The sequence below is a fragment of the Pseudomonas sp. Ors-4-3C genome, assembly GCF_055755035.1.
This window is the reverse complement of record NZ_CM146900.1, coordinates 4145588-4166678: the sequence shown is the minus strand read 5'-3', so window position 1 is coordinate 4166678 and position 21091 is coordinate 4145588. Positions and strand designations below refer to the sequence as shown.

12 protein-coding genes are annotated in these 21091 nt (G+C 62.1%); 3 read left to right on the top strand and 9 right to left on the bottom strand.

What is annotated here, in order from left to right; genetic code table 11:
- Positions 1 to 18 precede the first annotated feature (18 nt).
- The gene (locus tag ACVHNU_RS18745; RefSeq protein ID WP_103486312.1) at positions 19 to 261 is read left to right on the top strand and encodes a hypothetical protein; all 243 of its coding nucleotides are present in this window, start codon (positions 19 to 21) and stop codon (positions 259 to 261) included.
- Between the two features lie 6 nt (positions 262 to 267).
- Here the strand turns inward: ACVHNU_RS18745 and ACVHNU_RS18740 are convergent, their stop codons facing one another.
- From ACVHNU_RS18740 to ACVHNU_RS18700, 9 genes are all read right to left on the bottom strand, one after another.
- Positions 268 to 897, bottom strand: coding sequence for a flavin reductase family protein (locus tag ACVHNU_RS18740; RefSeq protein ID WP_003227627.1), 630 nt, complete (start codon positions 895 to 897; stop codon positions 268 to 270).
- Between the two features lie 254 nt (positions 898 to 1151).
- Positions 1152 to 1385, bottom strand: a complete 234-nt coding sequence (locus tag ACVHNU_RS18735; RefSeq protein WP_003227625.1) for a hypothetical protein — start codon at positions 1383 to 1385, stop codon at positions 1152 to 1154.
- 417 nt (positions 1386 to 1802) lie between these two features.
- Complete coding sequence (locus tag ACVHNU_RS18730; protein WP_201136723.1) at positions 1803 to 3122, bottom strand: MFS transporter; 1320 nt, start codon at positions 3120 to 3122, stop codon at positions 1803 to 1805.
- A 321-nt stretch (positions 3123 to 3443) separates the two neighbouring features.
- On the bottom strand, positions 3444 to 4775 hold the full coding sequence (locus ACVHNU_RS18725; RefSeq protein WP_139054299.1) for a sigma-54-dependent transcriptional regulator: 1332 nt from the start codon (positions 4773 to 4775) through the stop codon (positions 3444 to 3446).
- A complete protein-coding gene (locus tag ACVHNU_RS18720; RefSeq protein ID WP_473018048.1) occupies positions 4775 to 6535 on the bottom strand; it encodes an ATP-binding protein in 1761 nt (586 codons plus the stop codon). Before ACVHNU_RS18720 ends, ACVHNU_RS18725 begins: the two co-directional genes overlap by 1 nt.
- 78 nt (positions 6536 to 6613) lie before the next feature.
- Positions 6614 to 9454, bottom strand: coding sequence for an RHS repeat-associated core domain-containing protein (locus ACVHNU_RS18715; protein WP_473018047.1), 2841 nt, complete (start codon positions 9452 to 9454; stop codon positions 6614 to 6616).
- A 28-nt stretch (positions 9455 to 9482) separates the two neighbouring features.
- Positions 9483 to 12245 carry an RHS repeat-associated core domain-containing protein gene (locus ACVHNU_RS18710; RefSeq protein ID WP_473018046.1) on the bottom strand — a complete coding sequence of 921 codons (2763 nt, stop codon included), beginning with the start codon at positions 12243 to 12245 and terminating at the stop codon, positions 9483 to 9485.
- On the bottom strand, positions 12245 to 16780 hold the full coding sequence (locus tag ACVHNU_RS18705; protein ID WP_473018045.1) for a SpvB/TcaC N-terminal domain-containing protein: 4536 nt from the start codon (positions 16778 to 16780) through the stop codon (positions 12245 to 12247). Before ACVHNU_RS18705 ends, ACVHNU_RS18710 begins: the two co-directional genes overlap by 1 nt.
- Before the next feature lie 191 nt (positions 16781 to 16971).
- Positions 16972 to 18495, bottom strand: a complete 1524-nt coding sequence (locus ACVHNU_RS18700) for a fumarate hydratase (protein WP_003227616.1) — start codon at positions 18493 to 18495, stop codon at positions 16972 to 16974.
- 521 nt (positions 18496 to 19016) lie between these two features.
- Here ACVHNU_RS18700 and ACVHNU_RS18695 point away from each other — a divergent pair.
- Both ACVHNU_RS18695 and ACVHNU_RS18690 read left to right on the top strand, forming a co-directional pair.
- Positions 19017 to 20123: a GGDEF domain-containing protein gene (locus tag ACVHNU_RS18695; RefSeq protein ID WP_003227615.1), complete on the top strand. Its 1107-nt coding sequence runs from the start codon at positions 19017 to 19019 to the stop codon at positions 20121 to 20123.
- Positions 20116 to 21051, top strand: coding sequence for an iron-sulfur-binding ferredoxin reductase (locus tag ACVHNU_RS18690; RefSeq protein WP_400497828.1), 936 nt, complete (start codon positions 20116 to 20118; stop codon positions 21049 to 21051). Before ACVHNU_RS18695 ends, ACVHNU_RS18690 begins: the two co-directional genes overlap by 8 nt.
- The last annotated feature ends 40 nt before the right edge of the window (positions 21052 to 21091 follow it).

Below are 21091 nucleotides of genomic sequence, written 5' to 3'. Positions count from 1 at the left end.
TGAGCCAGGATGTGTGCCATGGCACGTAAAGAGTTTGAACACTTCGAAGCAGTCTCCGCAGTCGTCCCCGTCGAGTTGGGCGGCAACAAGGGTTATCACGCGGCAATCGCGGTCAAGGCCCTGGTCGATGGCGGTGCACCACGCTTCCACAAACTGCTGGGTGATCAGGTGTTTCCCGGCGCCATCGCTGCCGATGACGCGGCGACCCAGGAGCTGGACCGCCTCAAGGGTGTCACCGATGACGCCGAGCTGATCTGGTAACTGCGCTTACTTGCCCGCACCCGGGCGCCACATCTTGAACAGGGCTTCAGGCCCCAACTGGAAATAGTCCGCCGGCCCGCCGCCGCGCAGAATCGGTTCTGCCGCGGCGGTGTCGTAGATCCCGTCCTTCAACAGCCATTTGGCGATATGCACGGCGACCACTTCGCCGAGAATCAGCCAGCTCGGCACGGTTTCGCCATCGGCACGCTGCAACTGAATGATCTGTGTGACCTTGCATTCGAAGGACACCGGGCTTTCGGCTACCCGTGGCACCGCAATCACCTTCGACGCCACCGGCGTCAGCCCGGCCAATTCAAACTCGTTGACCTCAGGCGCGACCATCGCGCAGCTCTGGTTCATCTGCTCGGCCAGCGGCCGGGTGGCGAGGTTCCAGGCGAATTCACCGGTCTGCTCGATGTTGTTCAGGCTGTCTTTGCGCCCGACGCTGGAAAAACCAATGATCGGCGGAATGTAGTTGAAGGCGTTGAAGAAGCTGTAGGGCGCCAGATTCAGCTGGCCGTGGGCATCCTGCGAAGAAATCCAGCCGATGGGGCGCGGGCCGACGATGGCGTTGAACGGATCGTGGGGCAGGCCGTGGCCATTGGCGGGTTCGTAGTAGTGGATGTCATCGGACATGGTGAATGAATTCCTGAGGCTGCGTTTCGGATGCGGCCATAGTGCAAGGACGCTCCGCGTATTTCCAGTCAAACGCTGATCCCCCTGTAGGAGCTGCCGAAGGCTGCGATCTTTGATTTTGTTTTTTAAGATCAAGATCAAAAGATCGCAGCCTTCGGCAGCTCCTACAGGGGATTTGGGTGATTTGAGAATATGTGATGTTTCAGAAATGACTAAGCCCGGCCGAAGCCGGGCTGTGGAAGAACTGCTCATACTTAGCTGATGGCTGCAGCAGTACCGGTCTTGTCGAAACCATCGGCGGCCACGGTTTTGCCGATGTTGGTTTTATCAAAACCATCTGCGGCGTAAGTGCCCGAGTGGCTGGTTTCGATGACTGCGGAACCGCCGGTAATAAAGTCGGAGGATTTGGTTTTGTCCGAGCCATCGGCAGCGAAGGTGTTGGCGGCCAGTACGGACAGGGTCAGGGCGAGGATCAGTTTGGTTTTCATGTTCTTTACTCCAGATTCGTTGGCGGATGTGTCTTGCATGGGTTTAATGCTACGCCAACTAAGTTGATTGAAAAGCGCAAATTAATGCTAAAAACAATCGATTAACTTGATATTAAGGGCGGCGCGTTGAAATCGCTTTCGTCGTCGGAGCGAGCGTCGCGCAGGTCATCGATCAGGTGATTGCAGAATGAGGGGGCAGCATTAATCAGCGATTAATCGTTGTTAACCGAAGGTGAGGGATTTTTCATACTTGCGATTGGCAAGCGGGTGCTGCCGAGTTGTCCTGATTGATCTGGAACCAGGGTGCGCCCCTCGCGAGCAAGCCCGCTCCCACAGAGGAGTGCATTCCAGTGTGGGAGCGGGCTTGCTCGCGAAGGGGCCCCTACAGCCACCGTTGCAGTGGCTGTGAAACCCCGATCAGTCAGTCACGATCCGCGAGTGTTTCTGCGTGTCTTTCATGGTGATGTACACCAGCAGCGACACCGCGATACAAGCGGTCACGTACCAGTAGTAACCGGTCTCCATGCCGATGCTCTTGAACCACAGCGCGATGTATTCAGCGGTACCGCCGAAGATCGACACGGTCAGTGCATACGGCAGGCCGACGCCCAGCGCGCGGATTTCGGTCGGGAACAGTTCGGCTTTCACCACGGCGTTGATCGAGGTATAGCCGCTGACGATGATCAGTGCCGCCATGATCAGGAAGAACGCGCCCCACCAGGTCTGGATGGTGTGCAGGGTCATCAGGATCGGCACGGTGAAGATCGTCCCCAGCACGCCGAAGGCGATCAGGATCGGACGACGACCGATCTTGTCCGACAGGCCACCAATGATCGGTTGCAGGCACATGAACAGGAACAGCGTGGCGGCGGAAATGGTGGTCGAGTCGGAGATGCTCATGCCGACGGTGTTCACCAGGTATTTCTGCATGTAGGTGGTGTAGGTGTAGAACGCCAGCGTACCGCCCATGGTCAGGCCGACCACGGTCAGCAGTTCTTTCGGGTGACGCATCAAGGTGCGCATCGCGCTTTCCTTGGACTTCTCTTTCTTGGTGAACGACTCGGTTTCTTCCATGCCGCGACGCAGGTACAGCGCAACGATCGCGCACAGTGCGCCGATGGCGAACGGAATACGCCAGCCCCACGCGTACAGCTGTTCGGTGGTCAGCATGTTCTGCAGCACGATCAGCACGCCCAGCGCGATGAGCTGGCCGGAGATCAGGGTCACGTACTGGAAGCTGGAGAAGAAACCGCGACGTTCCTTGGTCGCCATCTCCGACAGGTAGGTGGCCGAGGTGCCGTATTCGCCGCCGACCGACAGGCCTTGCAGCAGTCGGGCGAAGACCAGCAGGATCGGCGCGCCGATGCCGATGGTTTCGTAGTTCGGGCTGAGGGCGATCAGCAAGGAGCCGAAGCACATCAGGTAGACCGAAGCCATCAAGGCTTTCTTGCGACCGACCTTGTCGGCGTACAGGCCCATCAGCCAGCCACCGATCGGACGCATCAGGAAGCCCACGGCGAAAATCGCGGCGGTGTTCATCAGTTGCGCGGTGGTGGAACCGGCGGGGAAGAAGGTCTTGGCGAAGTACAGCGAGAAGGCGGCGTAGACGTACCAGTCGTACCACTCGACCATGTTGCCGACCGAGCCGCTGAAGATCGATTTGATCCGGCTGGCGGTGGTTCTTTGTTTGACGGGCGCGGCAGCCGACCCAAGGGGCAGGGCGTTGGAGTTATCCATTGAAGGATCCTTCGTTTAATTGTTTTTGTGGAGCGCGTAGAAACGCAGCCTGCCGGGGCTATAGCAGGAGCTGTGCCAACGGGGAGAGGGGCGGTTTAGAGGGGGTGGCGGGATTTAATGAGCGGAAATCCGCTTATGTCTGGATTGTGGTGAGCGGAAAATTGCTCATTCAGGCGGATGGATAAATGTTGCCTTTGCGGGCCTCTTCGCGGGCAAGCCCGCTCCCACAGTGGTCGGTGGTGTTCACACATTCTGTGTTCAGCACAAAACCCTGTGGGAGCGGGCTTGCCCGCGAAGAGGCCCGATCAAACACTGCAAAATTCAGCTGCCCGGAACAAACATCTCCCGGCTCAACCCATGCCGCTGCAGCTTTTCATTGAAGGTCCGGCGCGGCAGTTGCAACTCTTCCAGCACCGCTTTCACATCGCCCTTGTGCCGGGTCAGCGCCGCGCGCAGGCATTGCGCTTCAAACGCTTCCTGCTGCGCGGCGAGAGACTGGCCCGGATCGATGCCCTGCACCGGTTCATCGAGGCCCAGTACCTGCCGCTCGGCAACATTCGCCAGTTCCCGCACGTTGCCTGGCCAGTCGTGGCTGAGCAGGTGACTCAATTGCGCCCCGCTCAACGGCGGGAAAGTGCGGCCCAGACGCTGGGCGGCGCTGAAGGCGAACGATTCGAACAGCAACGGAATGTCTTCGCGCCGATCGCGCAGCGGCGGCAGACGCAGTTCGGCGACGTTCAGGCGATACGCCAGGTCTTCGCGAAAACGTCCGGCGCGGGCCTCATCCAGCAGATCAGGCTTGGTCGCGGCGACGATCCGCAGGTCCACGCGAATGCTCTGGTTCGACCCCAGCCGCTCCAGCTTCTGCTCCTGCAACACCCGCAGCAGTTTCACTTGCTGGGCCAGCGGCATGCTTTCGATCTCATCGAGAAACAGCGTGCCGCCGTCGGCGTATTCCAGCTTGCCGATGCGCTTGCCGGAGGCCCCGGTGAACGCGCCGCTTTCATGGCCGAACAGCTCGGCTTCGAACAACTGCTCGGGGATCGCCGCGCAGTTCAGCGCCACGAAGGGCTTGTCGGCGCGCGGGCCGAAATCATGCAGGCAACGCGCGATCAGTTCCTTGCCGCTGCCGGTTTCGCCACGGATCAATACGTTGACCGGCAACGCTGCCAGATCCAGCACTTGCCGGCGCAAGGTCTGCATGCCACGGGACACGCCGAGCAGCGTTGCATCGAGTCTGGCGCGGTGGTCGGCCTGCTCGTGCAGGGCACGGTTTTCCAGGACCAGCCGACGCTTGTCGAGTGCCCGGCGCAGGCTGCCGAGCAGAGTTTCCGGGCTGAACGGCTTTTCGAGGAAGTCGTAGGCGCCGTCACGCATGGCTTCGACCGCCATCGGCACATCGCCGTGACCGGTCAGCAGAATCACCGGCAGATCGGCATCACGTTTCTGCACTTCGGCCAGCAACTGCAGACCACTGAGCCCGGGCATGCGCACGTCGCTGAGGATCACCCCGGGAAAGTGCGCCGGTAGCGCGGCGAGGCAATCTTCGGCGCGGCTGAACAGCTGCACCGCGAACCCCGACAGGCTCAGCCATTGCTCGACGGCGCTGCGAATGCTGCTCTCGTCATCGACCACCATCACTGAGTTGAGCATCAGATGTGTGCCTCCAGATCGATCGGCAGGGTCAAGGTGAAGATGGCGCCGGACTCGCCATTTTCGGCACTCAGGCGGCCGCCGGATTCATGCACGATGGCAAAGGATACCGCCAGCCCCAGGCCCAGGCCGTCACCCACCGGTTTGGTGGTGAAGAACGGGTCGAACACCTGGTTCAAGTGCTGTTCGGCAATCCCGCCGCCATTGTCGATCACGCTCAGGCGCCACAGTTGCTCGTCGGCCTCCAGGCGGATTTCCAGACGCTTGCACGGTTTGCCCTGCATCACATCGAGGGCATTGCGCAGCAGGTTGATCAGCACCTGCTCGAGGCGGATCGCGTCACCCCGCACCCAGGCCGGACGCGTCAGGTGCAGCACCAGACTGACCTGTTCGTCGCGCAGGCGGGCGTCGAGCAGTTGCAGCGATTGATCAACCACGGTCGCCAGATCCAGCCGTTCGCGCAGGCCGCTGGGGCTCTTGCGGGCGAAGGTTTTCAGGTGGCCGGTGAGCGACGCCATGCGCGTGAGCATGTCGTCCACCGGTTTGAGCGCCTTGTACGCATCATCGACGCGGCCGTGCTCGAGCAGCAAGCGTAGCGTCGCCAGTTGCATGCGTTGCGCGGTCAGCGGTTGATTGATTTCGTGGGCGAGAGCGGCGGACATCTGCCCCAGCGCGGCAAGCTTGGCCGATTGCACCAGCCCATCCTGTGCGGTGCGCAGATCGCGGGTGCGTTCTTCGACCAGCTGTTCGAGTTCTTCGCGATTGCGCTGACGGACTTTCGACAGGCGCCAGCGCTGGTTGAGGAACAGCAGCAGAAACACCAGCGCCAGCCACACACCCGCAGCGGCCAGCCCGGCATTGCGCAAATCTTCGAAGGCCACTTGCGGGCGTCGCAGCAAGTGCAGGGTCCAGCCTTCGGTGGTCAGCGGCAGCGATTCCCACAGGTAGTCCGCCGTTCCGTCCGGGCCTTCGACCCGCCGCAGGTCGCTGTTGTCGTCGAAGTGGCGCAGGGACAGATGCGTCAACGGCAGCAGCGATTGTTTGTCGTACTGCCGGGTGCGCTTGATCTCAGCCATGTCGCGGCTGTCCAGCGGCCGCAGCGAGCGATAGCGCCAGCCGGGCTGGTTGGCGATGAAGATGATCCCGCGCGCATCGCTGACCAGCAGCGTGTCGCTGCCCTGGCTCCACTCGCGCTCCAGTTCCGGGAACTCCAGCTTGACCACCATCGCGCCGAGGAACTCATTGTTGTCGCCCAGCACCGCGCTGGACAGGAAGTACCCGGGGATGCCGCTGGTCACGCCCACCGCGTAAAACCGCCCGCTGCCCTGAGTGCGGGTCTGGCTGAAGTACGGGCGAAAACCGTAGTTGTGGCCGACGTAGCTGCTGGGCAGGCGCCAGTTGCTGGCGGCCACCGCGAGGCCGGTGTGATCGAGCAGTTCGAGGGTCGATGACTGCGCCGCGCCGTTGATCTTCTCCAGTTTCAGATTCAGCGCGTCCTGTTGCTCGGCACTCACCGGCCCGCCGAGCGCCCCACGCAATTGCGGGTCCAGCGCGAGCACGGCGGGCAGGGCGCGATAGCGGTCAATCAGGGTGTGCAGCGCATTGGCGTAGAGCGTTAACTGCTGGCTGGCGCGGGCGGCGTCCTCTTCCAGCGCCTGACGTTCGGCGTGGCGGATGGCAAGGGTCGCGGCAATGGCCGCACCGGCAATGATCAGCAGGGTGTACAACGACAGACGCAGGATACGGGAAGTCGGCAGCATGCTGGGCTAATGGATAAGGGGACGGGCGGGCACGATAGCATGGGGCTGCGGATCCTTCTCGCTTCACACGTCAGTGGATCAGACCGTGCTGAATTGATGCGATTTTGAACGCAGCATCGTTCGCGTGTAATCCAGTTCGTTGATCACGGCCGCCGTGGCTTGCCACAGACTTTGCGGTGTGTCGCCTGCGTTTGTGCCAATCAGTCCGACAGTGTTTATGGCGCTGACGCCAGTGGCCTCAAAGGCGTTTTCGATGGCGAGCATGTTGGCGGATAAATAGTCGATCAGCCCGCTCACGTGGGCGATGCCCCTGGCAACCTTTTCAGCCGTGAGGTCATGGCTGGCACCGATGATTTCGTTGGCTATTTCAATGGCCCCCAACGCTGCACTCGCCGTGGCGCTGATTTCGGAGGCGGCTTCCGGCACCATTTTCTTGGCCCCGGCGCCGATCAGGGTGGAAGCGACTTCCTTGGAACCCTTGAGCACGCCCTTCTGCGTATCGGGGATCATTTTTGCGTATTTTTGCTGCATGTAATCGATCGGGGCCATGGTTTTGTATTCGGCTTTCTCGACAATCTTCGCCCTGGAGATGCGGCTGGCCTTGAATTTGATCGAGGCGCCGACGCCCGTGCGCTCTGCGGCGTAATCCCATAGTCCACTGATGACTTTTTTCGCGCCAATGCCCATCGCGACCCCCACCACATTCCCCGCGCCCGGAGCGATTGCACCCAGCGCCTGACTGCCAATGCCGACCAGAATGCCGCCGCCGTAGGCGACAAGGTGTCCTGCTACATACACACCGGTACGGCGCGCGACGGAACCGGCAAATTGCCCGGTCGAGCGCTGATTGAGCACTTGTTGCTGGGCATCCCGAGCACGGCGCGATGACAGGGCAAGAATGTTCTGGTGGCGAATGACCAGGCGTGACAGGTTCTCCATGCCCCGGGTGCGCTGCCTTCTCTCGGCGCTCTGCGCTTTCCTCTGATCGCGCTGATCGGGGGTTTCGATGGCCAGGAAGTCATCCAGCCCCTGGCCATCGGTGTCGATGTAACCGACCGGGTTGTTGGCGACAAAGGCATAGAGATTCAGCCCGTCGATATCTCCCGCCGGATCGGCACTGATCCAGCGTTGCAACCAGGGTGCATAGTAGCGGGCGCCATAGTAGTAGAGGCCACTACCGTCCATTTCCCGGCCCGAATAGCGCAGGGTTTTATAGCTCGCTTCCAGCGCCGAACGGGCAGCCCACCAGGCTGTGCCGCCAAACGCGTAATAGTGCTCCAGGCTGATGACGCCCGCATGGCGATCCAGTTCCAGCGCGCAGGAGCCGAGGTGGTCGTCGAGGCTGTAACGCATCTGATCGTCCTCGATGGCTGCCGGTCGACCGCTGAGCCAGTGCAGGCAACGCGCCCCCGGCAGGGAGATGACATGCAGCTGCTGACCATCGCTGCGGGTGTGGATTTCCAGGCCCGGCAGGTAACGTACCTCGCGGCGATGGGTGATCGACGGCGTGTGGCTCAGCGCGCATTTGTAGACGCGCTCACCCTGGCTGTAGCGGTAGATTTCTTCGTCGTCGGGCAAGCCATTGGCGTGTTGCAGCAGGGTGGCACGGGCCAGTTGATCGTAACTGTTCCACTCCAGAGGCAGGGCGCCGGGCTGCAGTTTCAACTGGTTGCCATGGTGGTCGAAGTGATCGCTGAACACCGGGTCGGGGTCAGCGGTTTTCCAGCGCAGCCCCCGATTGCTGTTCGGGTCGATCTTCATCTCTTGGCAGAAGTTGTGGCCTTCGCGCACGTGGACAAGCTCGACGAGGTTGTTGCCCGCATCGTAATGATAATGCTCGGTGTAGTTGAAGCGCCGTCCGGGGTCGATGGGCTCGATCAGTTGCGGCAAGCCTGGCGTCTGTTGCGGGATCTGGCCTTCGAAGCCGCGACTTTCGATCAGCCGATACAACGAGTCGTAGACGAAGTGGCGATTGCCATCGACGCGCTGATTGGCGAAATACACCGTGCCCAGAGTGTGGTCTTCGATGCGTAAGATATTGCCGACCGGGTCGTAGGTGTAATGCAGATCCTGCAGCGGTTTTTCCTGATCTTTGCCTGCCAGCAGGTGCAGCAGGCGGCCGTCGACGGGATCGTAGACGCGGCGGCTGCGAACGCCATTGCCGGCCAGTTGTTCGAGTGGTTGACCGGAAGCGTTGTACGTGGCTGCGTCGAGCACCGATCGCGCGGCGTTCGCTCCGGCAATCCATAGCGATGCCTGATGCAACTGTCCGGCGACGTCGTAGCGTGAGCATTGTCGATGACCGCCGGCATCGGTGAGCTGCAAGACGTTGCCGTGCGCGTCGAACGCCATTCGGGTGATGAACGCGCTGGGCTCGCCGGCCAGGGTGCAGGTTTCGCTGAGTGCCTGGCCGCCCAGACTGTAGCTGTCGATGAGCACCGTGGCGCCGGGGTCCGAGCGCTCGCTCAGTTCACCCCGCAAGTTATGTTCGGGGGCCGCGTGGTGGTCGGCATAGGTGTAGCGCTCGACATCGGCTTGCGCATTTTCGGCAACGGCAATCAACCGCAGCATCGGGTCGTAATCGTAACGCCACCGGTTGCCGCGTTGATCGTGGCGTTGCCGCAGCTCATTCGCCAGACCGGGCAGGCTGATGCGCCAGCCGGCATCCACGCTGTCGACTTTCAGCGCCATACCACTCAAGCCGTACACGGTGCTCAGACCAGCGCTGGCGGCTGTGTCGAACAGGCGTGGGTCCCACTGTTCGATCAGCCGTCCGGCCGCGTCATGCCGTTGCCGACTGATGAGGGTTTGCTGCGGCTGGCTGTCATCCGCCCGCAGATAATCGACCTGACGCACCGTCAGGCCACGTCCATCAGTGACTGTCAGCTGTGGGGTGCGCCAGTGAATGTTGCGGTTCATGATCAAGGGTCGCCCGCTGGTGTCAGGGTCATGGCCGACTCCCGGAACCGGCACGGTAGCGTTCACGGATGGCGGGGACTTTTTCCCGATACATGCTCAGGAACTCGCGGGCGATTGCGATACTTTCTCGGGCGCGGCCTGTCTGGCGTGTGAGGTCTGCCTGACGTACGGTTCTGGCTTTTGTCGTACCGACACGGTTGAGGGCCAGATCGAACAGGTAGTCACGCGTGTGGTGGCGCTCATCGTAAAATTCGCTGATACCCAGTTCGGCGAAGGCTGCGTTGTTCGCAGCCGACAGTTGCGAAACCAGCGTATCGAGCTCATCCAGGGTGTCTTGGATTTTCCCCAGTTTCATCGATGACAGACCTTCCTCCGCTTCCTGGGCCTGCTGGGCGATGCTGCCCATGGCCATGGCTTCGCCAACCCCGGGCACGTAGGCGCCGGCAATTTTGCTGATGCTGTCTACCGCCAGTTGCTGCAGGCCTTCGCGGCTGCGTACGTCATATTTGTCACGGGGCGGAAGCAATGGCGCAGGCTGCCCGACAGCCTGAACGGCATCCCGGTTGAAGGTGGAGGTTTGCGGGACAATCGGGGTATTCAACGCCATTTTGTCTACCAGCGTATCGAACGTCGCGACGCCTTTGTCGGCCACCTGGTTGCCCAGCGTCAGCCCGATCAGATCACCGGATAGCTGCGGCAGTGCTTCGGCGGCAAACGTGGCGGCGTTGAACGAAGTGAACCAGCCAGTGGCGGCGCTGCCGATTTGATAGAGCGTGTTTTTTGCCAGCGTCCGGCGCCATTGCCCGGGGTGTTGCAGGTCGATGAGTTGACCCTGTAGCGTCTGCATCCCGCTGTCGATGGCGGACAGTTGCTTCGCGTTCCCGCTGATCAGGCGCTTGAGTTGCTGGGGCGAGCGGTTGTAGCCGCCGTCATCGAAATAGCCGATCGGGTTGTTGCCGACGAACGCGTACAGATTCAGGCCGTCAATGTCGCCCCCCGGATCAGCGCTGATCCAACGCTGCAGCCACGGCACGTAATAGCGTGCGCCGTAGTGGTACAGGCCGCTGACATCCATTTCCTTGCCCGAATAACGCAAGGTCTTGTACTCGACCTCCACGGCCGAGCTCGCGCTCATCCACGCGGTGGCGCCAAACGGGTAATAACCTTCGTGACTGATCAGGCGTGCCTGCCGGTCCAGTTCCATCACGCATGAACCCAAGTGATCGTCGAGGGTGTAGCGCAACTGGTCGTCGGCAATGCCGGGCGGTTTGCCGCTCAGCCAATGCAGGCAACTGACGTGGCCCGAGCCCGTGGCGAGGTCGATCACGTGCAGCTCCTCGCCGTTGTCCTTGCTGCGGATTTCCAGCCCGGGCAGATAACACACCTCGTGAAAGTGCTGACTGGAACCGGCGTAGGTTTCATGGCGTTTGTAGACGCGCACGCCCTGGCTGTAGTGATAAAACTCGGCGTCATCAAGAGCGTTTTCGCGTTTGATCAGGGTCACTGCCGCCAGTTGATCGCGGGCATTCCACTGCAGCGCCTGTCCCGGTTGCAGAGTCGTGAGGTTGCCATGGCGATCGAACAACCGGTCGAAATCCGGTTCGGGATCACCTTCGTTCCAGCGCACGCCACGGTTGCTGGCCGCGTCGATACGCATTTGCCGGGTGTAGCAGGCGCCGTCACGCACGTGGCACAGTTCCGTCAGGTTGCCGCCCTGATCGTAGCGGTAGGTCTGCAGGTAATTGCGCCGATCATTGGGATCGCTCGGCTGTGGCCGGCCGGGAAGGTCGCTGGGGGCGGCGTCGTCGTAGCCGCTGGCGCTGATCAGTCGATACAGCGAGTCGTAGCTGAATGCACGTTCGCCGTCGACCCGCTGATTGGCGAAATGACTGGGGCTGAAAACGTGATCGAGGATGCGTGTCGGGTTGCCGACCGGATCGTACTCATAGGTGAAGTCTTGCAGCGGTGATTCCGCACCTTTCTGCGCCCATTGCCGCAGCAGGCGGTCGGTGCCGGGTTCATAACACCAATAGCTGTCGACGCCGTTGCCGGCCTGCTGCGCGATGATTTGTCCGGCGGCATTGAAGCGGGCGTCGAGCAACACCGCTTGCCAGTCGCTGTGCCCGGCCAGCAGCAGTTGCAGATGGCGGAGTTGGCCGGCAAGGTCGTAGCGCGATTGCTGGCGGTGGCCGCCGGCGTCGGTCTGTTCCAGCACCGCGCCCAGCGGACTTAAACGGCGTTGCGTGACAAACACCCGGGCGTCAGCAAAGCGGCGGCTTTCGCGCAGCGCCTCACCGGCCAGGCTGTAGCTGTCCAGGCTCAGGCTGCCGGATGCATCGAGTTGCTCCAGCAACCGACCGCGCTGGTTGTGATCGGCCGAGGCGCGGGCGTCGGCATAGGTGAAGGTCTCGCTGTGCGGTTCGGCGCTGTTGCTGATCTCGACGTTGCGCAGTTGCTCGTCGTAGCGGTAGCGCCAGTGCACGCCGCGCGCATCCCAGCGCTGCAAGGCTTGTCCGGCCAGCCCGGGCAGGCTCAGGCGCCATCCGCCATCGACGCTGCTGATCTTCAATGGCTGGCCGCTGAGGTCGTACAGGCTGGCGACACCGGGTTCACTCAGGCGCGGGTCGAACCGCGCCATCAAGCGGCCGGCGGCGTCGTACTGCTGGCGTGTGAACTGGGCCTCGGCGCGCTCATCGGCATGGGCGCGCAGGTAGGCAATCTGGCGTACGGGCAAGCTGCGACCGTCGATCGCGATCAGCGACGGTGTGCGTCGATGCAGATTGGCGTTCATCACTGCAACGTCTGTGCTGATGTCGGCGGTTGCAGCAGGACAGACTCGTCAGTGTCGTTGAAGTCCTCTTTGGCCAGGTACCACGGATGGTAATGCTCGCGGGAAACATAGCCCTTGGCGTTGATCAGCTTGATCGCACGGCCGAGCGGGTCATAGAACAGCTGGTCGAAGTAGCCGTGCTGACGCAGGGATTGATCATTGACATAGCCATGGCTGTCGGCAAAAAACGGCCGGAACTGCCGCACCGCCAGCCCTTTGTTGTTGTACTCGACCCGTGCGCTGACCCGCCAGCGCGAATCGGTGTGTTCCTCGCGCAGCTGTCCGCGATCGACGATCAGCGACCCATCTTCGGCCACTGCATAGGCGATTCCGGGCTCTACCCGTTGCAGGGTTTGCAGCGGCCGGCCAAAGCCGTCCACGTAGTTGATGATGATCTGCACCAATGCCGGCACCGGATCATCGGGGTAGCGGTCGGCGTTGAATACCGCGCTGTGCACCGGTTGGCGTGCAACCCTGGTCATGAGTTTGCGCAGCGCCAGTTCTGCCGGCGTCGGCGCCTTCAGTTGCGCCAGCCGGCGACGCGCGCTGGCGCGAATGTGCAGGCTCGGCAACACATCGCCGCTGGCCTGCCACTGCGCCAGCAGATCCGGCGTGGCGTTGACCACGGACGGCAGCCGTCCCATCCAGCTGAACAAATCCTTGCGCAAGGTACTCGCGGCTTGTTGTACCGCCGCCGCCGGGTCGGCGATGGCTGAATCTGGCGTCAGGTCCAGGGGGCGAACGTATTCGCTGAGCGGGCGGAAGCCGGCGGCGACCGCGTTTTCGGTGCCGTGGAAACTGCTGGCCAACGGTTGGCCGGAAGGCTCGTAGAGCGCTTCCTGAATATTCTCGTTGGCGTCGATGATGCGCACTGGCGCCAGGGCGTGGTAGTCGTATTCGCAGCGGGTGACGCAGCCATCGGGCAGTTCGACGCTTTTGATCAGCAGGTGGTATTCGTCGTACTGCGCCTTGGTCCAGCCGTGGCTCAGGGTTTCGCGGTATTCAAAGACCCGGAAGAAATCGTCGGCGCTGGCGTACTTCGCGTAGTTGTAGCTCGCGGACCAGAGGTCCTGTGAGGCCTTGGTTGCAGCCGGTTTTTCGAACAAACGCGGCATTTCGGTGTAACCGATGTTCTGCAACTCGACCCGGATATCGAACGGCGGCGGCAGACTGGCGTAAGCGTCGAGGGCCGTCTGGTCAAGCTGTGCCAGATCCATCGGCCCGGCCAGCGCTTCGAAGTCGGCTGCACCGTCGGGCAGCAGGCTGCCGCCCTCGGTCTTGAGATAGCGTTGCACGGTTTGCCCGGTCAGCACCCTGAGCGCGTTCCATTGCGGCGAGTCTTGATGCGCCTTGAGTAATTCCCATGACACCTCCTGCGGGGTGAGGCCCTCGGGGTGCTTGCCTTTGGGCAGTATCAGCGCATTGCTGCGTTGCTCAAAGGGCAGGCCCAGACGCCACTCTTGCAACTTCTCGTGCAGATCGATCGCACGCGCGCGCGTTTCGTTGAGATAAAAAAACTGCTGCGCCGGGTCATGCGCGTCCCGCCACCACTGTTGTTCATCGAGGTCGTCGAAGGGCGGGGCATCGGCGGCGGTGCGACGTCGCGCGTAGCTGATGGTCAGGCTGTGCGTGGCGTGGCCGAACTGGCTGCTATTGAGCAACACTTCATGACGGCACAACGGGTCATCAATGTAACCGTCGTACTGATAGCTGATGGTTTCCAGCGGCAGGGGCAGCAGCACGCTGGCCGGTTCGTGTCGGCCCGCGGGCTGCACGTCACGCACCAGATAACGGCGCTCCTCAGCCGCGAGCAGCCGTGTGCTGGCCGGGTCGTCGCTGGCGGCCCAGGTTTCGCTGCGGGCCACGGCGCCGGCCAGCGCCCGAGCGATTCTATAGCGTGTCGCTTCGTCCGCCGGTGTCACCGGTTCATCGCATTCATCGTTGGGGTGATAGCGGCTGAAGACCGTTGGCTGCAACGCGTGCGCCTCGGCATCGGCATCGAAGTAGCCGTGTCTTGGCCGGTCCATGGCTTGCCCGGTGAGGAACCAGGTCAAGACCCGCACCGGTGCCGTGAAGCCGACGTCGTCATCGCCGCTGGCGCTTTCGCTGTCCGTCTGTTGCAGATGGCCGAAGCCACTGAATTCGCGCTCGATGCTGTCGTAGAACCCTTCGCGATAGAGGCACGCCTGCGTCAGGCAATTGCCGGTGATTTCATCCAGCTGCTGTTGCCGGCTGACCACTTGCACCGCGAACGGCAAATGGCAGACCGGTGTCTCGGCGGGATGTTCGATCAGCCACTGCTGTTTTTCGTCCAGCCATTCCTGAGCGGAGCTGCGATACACCACCTGCGTGGCGCAGCCCATATTGTTGTTGGTTGCCGTCATCAGATAGGGCTTGGCTGCGATGAAATCGTAACGCCAGTGCTGCGGGGTCATGTGTCGCACGGTCAGGATCAGGCTGGCACAACCCAGGCCTCGCAGATCGGCAAAACTGACATGGCACAGGCGGTCGTAGCTCACGCCCTCCGGCCACGGTACGAAGACGGGTGTCTGTTCCAGACCATTGCCGCCGCGATTGAGGTAGATCTCGAAGCCGGAGGTTTTCAGGTAAAACAGGGCCGGTGCACCGGAGCCGTCGATGTCGGCGATCCTGATTTGCTCGACGTTGAACTCGGCATACTGGAAGGGCAGTGCACTGATCACCTGACCTGTGCCGAATTTGCCATGTCCCAGATTGGGCCAGCATTTGATTTCGTTGTGGCGGATCCGGCACAGCTCGCTCATGTCGCTGCCGAGCATGTTGCCCAGAAACACCAGCTCGGTGGGTGAGTTGCTGAACAGCGGCAAACTGTCCTCATGGTCTTCACGAGGCACTTCTTCGGCGCTGGAAAAACCGTTTTCCCGGCGGTTGGCATACAGGCGCACGGCGCGTGGGCCGATCATCGCCAATGAGTTGAGGCCATCGCCCACCAGGTCGCCCAGTTGCGAAAGGGTGTTGAAAAACTCCAGTGGCATCCCGGTAAACGGCAGGAACGGCGCCCAACTGCGGTCGGCGTTCAACGTGCGATAACCGCTGATGCCCGGTTGGGCGACGATCCAGTCCAGCCGCCCGTCGCCGGTCAGATCGAGCAATACCTGCCGGGCGGCGCTGTTGCGATTCGCCACCGGGATCTGCTCCAGCGCCGACCAGGCGCCATAGGTAATGGCGTCCGGCCCTGATGGGGCGCGCAACGGTTCGCGGTAATACCAGCACTGATCGTAGCGGCAGAGGAACCCCGGCACGCCTTCACCGTACAGATCCACGCACTGGTAAAACTGTCCATCCTCAATGCCCGGCATGTTTTCTTCGGCGAACAGCCGTGCGGCGGTTTTGTTGATCGCGAAGGGCGAGTAATCGAACTCCACCGGCGGGGTCGTTTCCACTGCGCCGCTGGCATCGAAGGCTTGATAGTGAGCGGCGGTGATCCGGTTGTAAGTCCAGGGGCCGGCGTCCGGTGGATACTCCAGCAACAGCCGTCGCACCAGCAGCGGATAGTCTCCGGCGGGCCGCGAGAAGTGGTGGAACATCAGGATTTGCCGGCACAGACGCCGCGTGCCCAGCTCGAAACCCTGGCCATAGCTGGAAAAGGGATCCTGGCGTTTCCCCCACGGTTGCAGGCTGTCGCCACCGTACACGGGGGCCTGCGTCAGATCACGGGTGCGCTCGCCGTAGTCAAACAGCAGATGAAAGTGCCAATCCAGCTCGGCCGGATCTTCCACGGTCCAGCTGTACAAGTGCTGGCTGGCGCTGACGTTGCCGTAGAACACCGCGCGCAGGTAGCGCTGGGCTCGGTAGTCGTGAGTCGGGTCGGGGTCCTGATCATCGGCCAGGTAGTCGAAGCAGATGTGCTCGCCGCGCGGGTTCATCCTTTCACACAGCAGCCAATGGCTGACCCGCAGCGCATCGTCCGGATCGGCCCGGCGCGAGGCGCTGGTCTTGCCGTATACCTGCAATGAGCCGTCAGCCCCGTGGATCAGCCAGAAGGGGGGCTCGGCTGCCGTTTCCGTTACCCGTTGCCAGCGCTCGCGGAGGGCAAAGTCACCCTCGACCCTCGGCCAGTAACGGACCACGTTGTGATAGCCGACCTCAATCCCGTTATAGGATTTTTCCAGGCGCGACTTCGGTGTGCCATCGTCGTTGAGTTCAGGCAACCACTCTTCACCGTCGTCACCGATGATTTCATCGAGATCGGTATACCGCGGTACGCCTTTTTGGGTACGACGGCTGATCTGACCAATCCCCAGGCTCCAGCCGACGCCGAACGGCCCGTTGCCGGCCTGGCTGTTGTAAGTCAGGGAGAGTTGCGGGTCCCAGCCACGTCCGACGGACAGGGGCAGCGGCAGTTCAAATGAAGCGGCGCCGGTCGCGCCGACCGCGCCCCAGCTTTTGCCGATCGTGGTGATCGATGCGCTGCTGGCGATGGACGGGGTGATGATGCTCAGCTCTTGATCGGCCATGGTCGGATCCATTGCACACGCGAGGCGCGTGGGTGGATAGACGCTAACAGCAAGCGGGGATGTCGTAACCTGTCAGATCTGACAGGTGCCAAATAGCCATTAATGTGCAGGGCGGCCGCACGGGCATGCGCGCACAAAAAAAGGCCGGCCCGTCATACGACGGGCCGGCCTTTTTCACGGCTGCGAAGCGCTTACTGCACTTCTACCGCCAGGCTTTCGGCGATCTTCTGTTGCCAGATCGCCGGGCCGGTGATGTGCACCGACTCACCGTTGCTGTCCACCGCGACGGTGACCGGCATGTCCTTGACCTCGAACTCGTAGATCGCTTCCATACCCAGCTCGGCGAAGGCCAGCACCTTGGACTTCTTGATCGCCTGGGCCACCAGGTAAGCGGCGCCGCCCACGGCCATCAGGTACACGGCCTTGTTGTCCTTGATCGCTTCGATCGCGGTCGGGCCACGCTCGGACTTGCCGATCATGCCCAGCAGACCGGTCTGCTCGAGGATCTGCCGGGTGAACTTGTCCATCCGCGTCGCGGTAGTCGGACCTGCCGGGCCAACCACTTCGTCACCGACCGGATCAACCGGGCCGACGTAGTAGATGAAGCGACCTTTCAGATCCACCGGCAGGGTTTCACCCTTGTTCAGCATCTCGACCATGCGCTTGTGCGCCGCGTCGCGACCGGTGAGCATCTTGCCGTTGAGCAGGACGGTTTCGCCCGGCTTCCAGCTCTGCACTTCTTCCGGGGTCAGGGTGTCGAGGTTGACGCGACGGGCCGACGGGCCGGCTTCCCAGACGATTTCCGGGTAGGCGTCCAGCGATGGCGCTTCCAGCGAGGCCGGGCCGGTGCCGTCGAGCACGAAGTGCGCGTGACGGGTGGCGGCGCAGTTCGGGATCATGCACACCGGCAGGGAGGCGGCGTGGGTCGGGTAGTCCATGATCTTCACGTCGAGCACGGTGGTCAGGCCACCGAGGCCCTGGGCGCCGATGCCCAACTGGTTGACCTTCTCGAACAGCTCCAGACGGATCTCTTCGATGCGGTTCTGCGGGCCACGGGCTTTCAGTTCGTGAATGTCGATGGACTCCATCAACACTTCCTTGGCCATGACCGCGGCTTTCTCGGCGGTGCCGCCGATACCGATGCCCAGCATGCCCGGTGGGCACCAGCCGGCGCCCATGGTCGGAACGGTTTTCAGCACCCAGTCAACGATCGAGTCGGACGGGTTGAGCATGGCCATTTTCGACTTGTTCTCGGAACCGCCGCCCTTGGCCGCCACGTCCACTTCCACGGTGTTGCCCGGGACGATGGAGTAGTGGATGACCGCCGGGGTGTTGTCCTTGGTGTTTTTGCGAGCGCCCGCCGGGTCGGCGAGGATCGAGGCACGCAGGACGTTTTCCGGCAGGTTGTAGGCGCGGCGCACGCCTTCGTTGATCATGTCGTCCAGGCTCATGGTCGCGCCATCCCAACGTACGTCCATGCCCACACGCACGAACACGGTGACGATGCCGGTGTCCTGGCAGATCGGCCGGTGGCCGGTGGCGCACATGCGCGAGTTGATCAGGATCTGCGCGATCGAATCACGGGCCGCTGGCGATTCTTCGCGCAGGTAGGCTTCGTGCATCGCCTGGATGAAGTCCACGGGGTGGTAGTAGGAAATGAATTGCAGGGCGTCGGCAACGCTCTGAATCAGGTCATCTTGCTTGATCACGGTCATGAGTCGCGCTCCTCTAAAAGACGGGAACATTCAATAAGGTGCTTGCAGCTTGGGTGCATCGGTCGGTTGCAAGCACCTTTCAAGGCACGCCGGGGCTGCTGGCGCGACGCTAAAAAGGCGCGGCAGTATACCGCGCCTCTTCGGGGCATACACGCGTCGGTAGTCATTCGTTGGTCGCATGGTTGGGCGAATATCGAACATCGGGTTTGCACTTCAATACCCACCCCCTCACCCCAGCCCTCTCCCCCAAGGGGGAGAGGGGGGAAGGGAGCCGATTTGTGGCGAATTCAAAACCTGAGTTCGGCATGATGTATCAGGTCGGCGTATCTCAAATAAACAATGCGGTCAGTTCCCTCTCCCTCGGGGAGAGGGCTAGGGTGAGGGGCTTTTGAGGCCACACTTTTGACGTCAATTTTCGAGCCCGAAAATCGGTGGTCATTTATCGACCGCCCCTCTAAAGTGGCATCCGGTCTGTAGAGTAGGACACTCGGTCAGCCTCCTATCGCACGGTGAGTCAACGATTGACCCATAACGCCATTCAACGCCTTTTGCTCAAGCGCTTTGCCCTTGCGGCCGCCACTTACGGATTGGCTTTGCTGCTGCTGTGGCTGGCGTTTTTTACCGGGCATTACCCGCAATCGTTGAACAGCGTGGCCATCGGCAGCGCGTTGGTGGTCATCTGCCAGGCCACGCTGTTTGCGCTGTTCTGGTCCGGGCGCAACCTGCGTTTTTCCGACCCGAGCATGACCGAAGCGCAAGTGTTGCTCGGGCTCGGCTGGCAGACCTGGCTGATCGCTCATCTGGATGAAGCACGCGGCGCGTTTCTGGTGTTTTACGTGCTGATCCTGCTGTTCGGTCTGTTCCATTTATCCCGGCGCGCGTTCATTCGCTGTGCGCTGCTGGTGTTCTTCAGTTTTTGTGCAATCACCCTTTGGGATGGCTATCACTTCCGTCTGCCGGATCCGGCGCTGGCGGCGTTGCAGGTGTGCATTCTGGCGATGGTGCTGGCGTGGCTGGTGATTTACGCACGCTTCGTTCAGGTTTCACGGCAACGCATGCGCCAGCGCCGGTTTGCCTTGCAGGCGCATCAGGACACCCTGCGCGGGATGATGCGCCAGCTCGAAGACCTGGTGGCCACCGACGAGCTGACCGGGCTGTTCAATCGCCGGCATTTTCTGCGCCTGGCGTCACGTGAACTGGATGAGATGGAACCGGGCGTGGTGCATGGTCTGGCGCTGATCGACCTCGATCACTTCAAGCGCATCAACGATCTGCATGGCCATGCTGCCGGCGACCAGGTATTGCAGGCGTTCGCCGGCGTGGCGGGTGCCTGTCTGCGTGACGGCGACGTGCTGGCGCGTTACGGTGGTGAAGAATTCGTGGTGTTGCTGCCCGACTGCGATGCCGAACGCCTGACGGCCTGTTGTGAACGCCTGCGCATTGCTTTTACCGACGTTGAACTGGTGGGCCTGAACGTGCGCAACCTCAGCCTGTCGGCGGGTATGACTCTGCTGGAACTGGGCGATGATCTGGACGACGCCTTGCAGCGCGCCGATCAGGCGCTGTACCGGGCCAAGCGCGACGGGCGCAATCGCTGTGCGGCGGCGTGGGAGAACGTGGATGCCTGAACTTCGGGTCGGTGACCGGCAATGGTCGGTGGCGGCGGGCAGCAATCTGCTCGACGCCCTTAACCAGAACGGCGTCGCGGTGCCTTACAGCTGCCGCGCCGGCAGTTGCCACGCCTGCCTGGTGCAGTGCGTGAACGGCTTGCCCGCCGACAGCCGCCCGGATGCCCTGAGCGCCGAACAGCGTCAGGAGGGCTGGCGGCTGGCCTGTCAGTGTCAGGTCACAGAAGACCTGCAGGTGCACACCTTCGACCCGATCAGCGACGGGCGCCCGGCGGTGGTCGAGGCGCTGGACTGGCTCAGCGACAACGTTCTGCGTTTGCGCCTGACCCCGCAACGTCCGCTGCGCTATGCCGCCGGGCAGCATCTGGTGCTGTGGATCAACCACATCGCCAGGCCCTATTCGCTGGCAAGTCTGCCGCAGGAAGAGCGCTTTCTCGAATTTCACCTCGACTGTCGCCAGCCCGGCGAATTCAGCGATGCGGCGCGGCGCCTGCAGATCGGCGATCCGATCCGCCTCGGCGAATTGCGCGGCGGCGCGCTGCATTACGACCCGGACTGGCACACCCGACCGCTGTGGTTGCTGGCGGCCGGCACCGGGCTGGGGCCATTGTTCGGCGTGCTGCGCGAAGCCTTGCGTCAGGATCACCAAGGCGCCATCCGTGTCATTCACCTGGCCCATGACGAGCGCGAGCACTATCTGGCCAAACCACTGGCGGCGCTTGCCGCACAGCGCGAAAACCTTAGCGTCGAGCTGTGGACGGCGGCCGACTCAGCCGCCGCTTTGGCGCAACTGCGCCTTGTTTCCCGGCAGACCCTGGCCTTAGTCTGCGGCTCAAGCGCCAGTGTCGACGCCTTTGCCAAACGTCTGTACCTGGCCGGACTGCCGCGCAATCAACTGCTGGCGGATGTGTTTTTGTCCCGCGGTTGAGCGCTGACTTTCATAGGTTCGAAGATTTCTGGGGCAAGGC

What these genes read in the sequence shown, in the direction of transcription:
- ACVHNU_RS18725 (WP_139054299.1), bottom strand. Translation starts at nt 4,775, where the DNA reads ATGCTCAACTCAGTGATGGTGGTCGATGACGAGAGCAGCATTCGCAGC.
- ACVHNU_RS18730 (WP_201136723.1), bottom strand. Translation starts at nt 3,122, where the DNA reads ATGGATAACTCCAACGCCCTGCCCCTTGGGTCGGCTGCCGCGCCCGTC.
- ACVHNU_RS18700 (WP_003227616.1), bottom strand. Translation starts at nt 18,495, where the DNA reads ATGACCGTGATCAAGCAAGATGACCTGATTCAGAGCGTTGCCGACGCC.
- ACVHNU_RS18690 (WP_400497828.1), top strand. Translation starts at nt 20,116, where the DNA reads ATGCCTGAACTTCGGGTCGGTGACCGGCAATGGTCGGTGGCGGCGGGC.
- ACVHNU_RS18745 (WP_103486312.1), top strand. Translation starts at nt 19, where the DNA reads ATGGCACGTAAAGAGTTTGAACACTTCGAAGCAGTCTCCGCAGTCGTC.
- ACVHNU_RS18715 (WP_473018047.1), bottom strand. Translation starts at nt 9,454, where the DNA reads ATGAACCGCAACATTCACTGGCGCACCCCACAGCTGACAGTCACTGAT.
- ACVHNU_RS18740 (WP_003227627.1), bottom strand. Translation starts at nt 897, where the DNA reads ATGTCCGATGACATCCACTACTACGAACCCGCCAATGGCCACGGCCTG.
- ACVHNU_RS18735 (WP_003227625.1), bottom strand. Translation starts at nt 1,385, where the DNA reads ATGAAAACCAAACTGATCCTCGCCCTGACCCTGTCCGTACTGGCCGCC.
- ACVHNU_RS18710 (WP_473018046.1), bottom strand. Translation starts at nt 12,245, where the DNA reads ATGAACGCCAATCTGCATCGACGCACACCGTCGCTGATCGCGATCGAC.
- ACVHNU_RS18705 (WP_473018045.1), bottom strand. Translation starts at nt 16,780, where the DNA reads ATGGCCGATCAAGAGCTGAGCATCATCACCCCGTCCATCGCCAGCAGC.
- ACVHNU_RS18720 (WP_473018048.1), bottom strand. Translation starts at nt 6,535, where the DNA reads ATGCTGCCGACTTCCCGTATCCTGCGTCTGTCGTTGTACACCCTGCTG.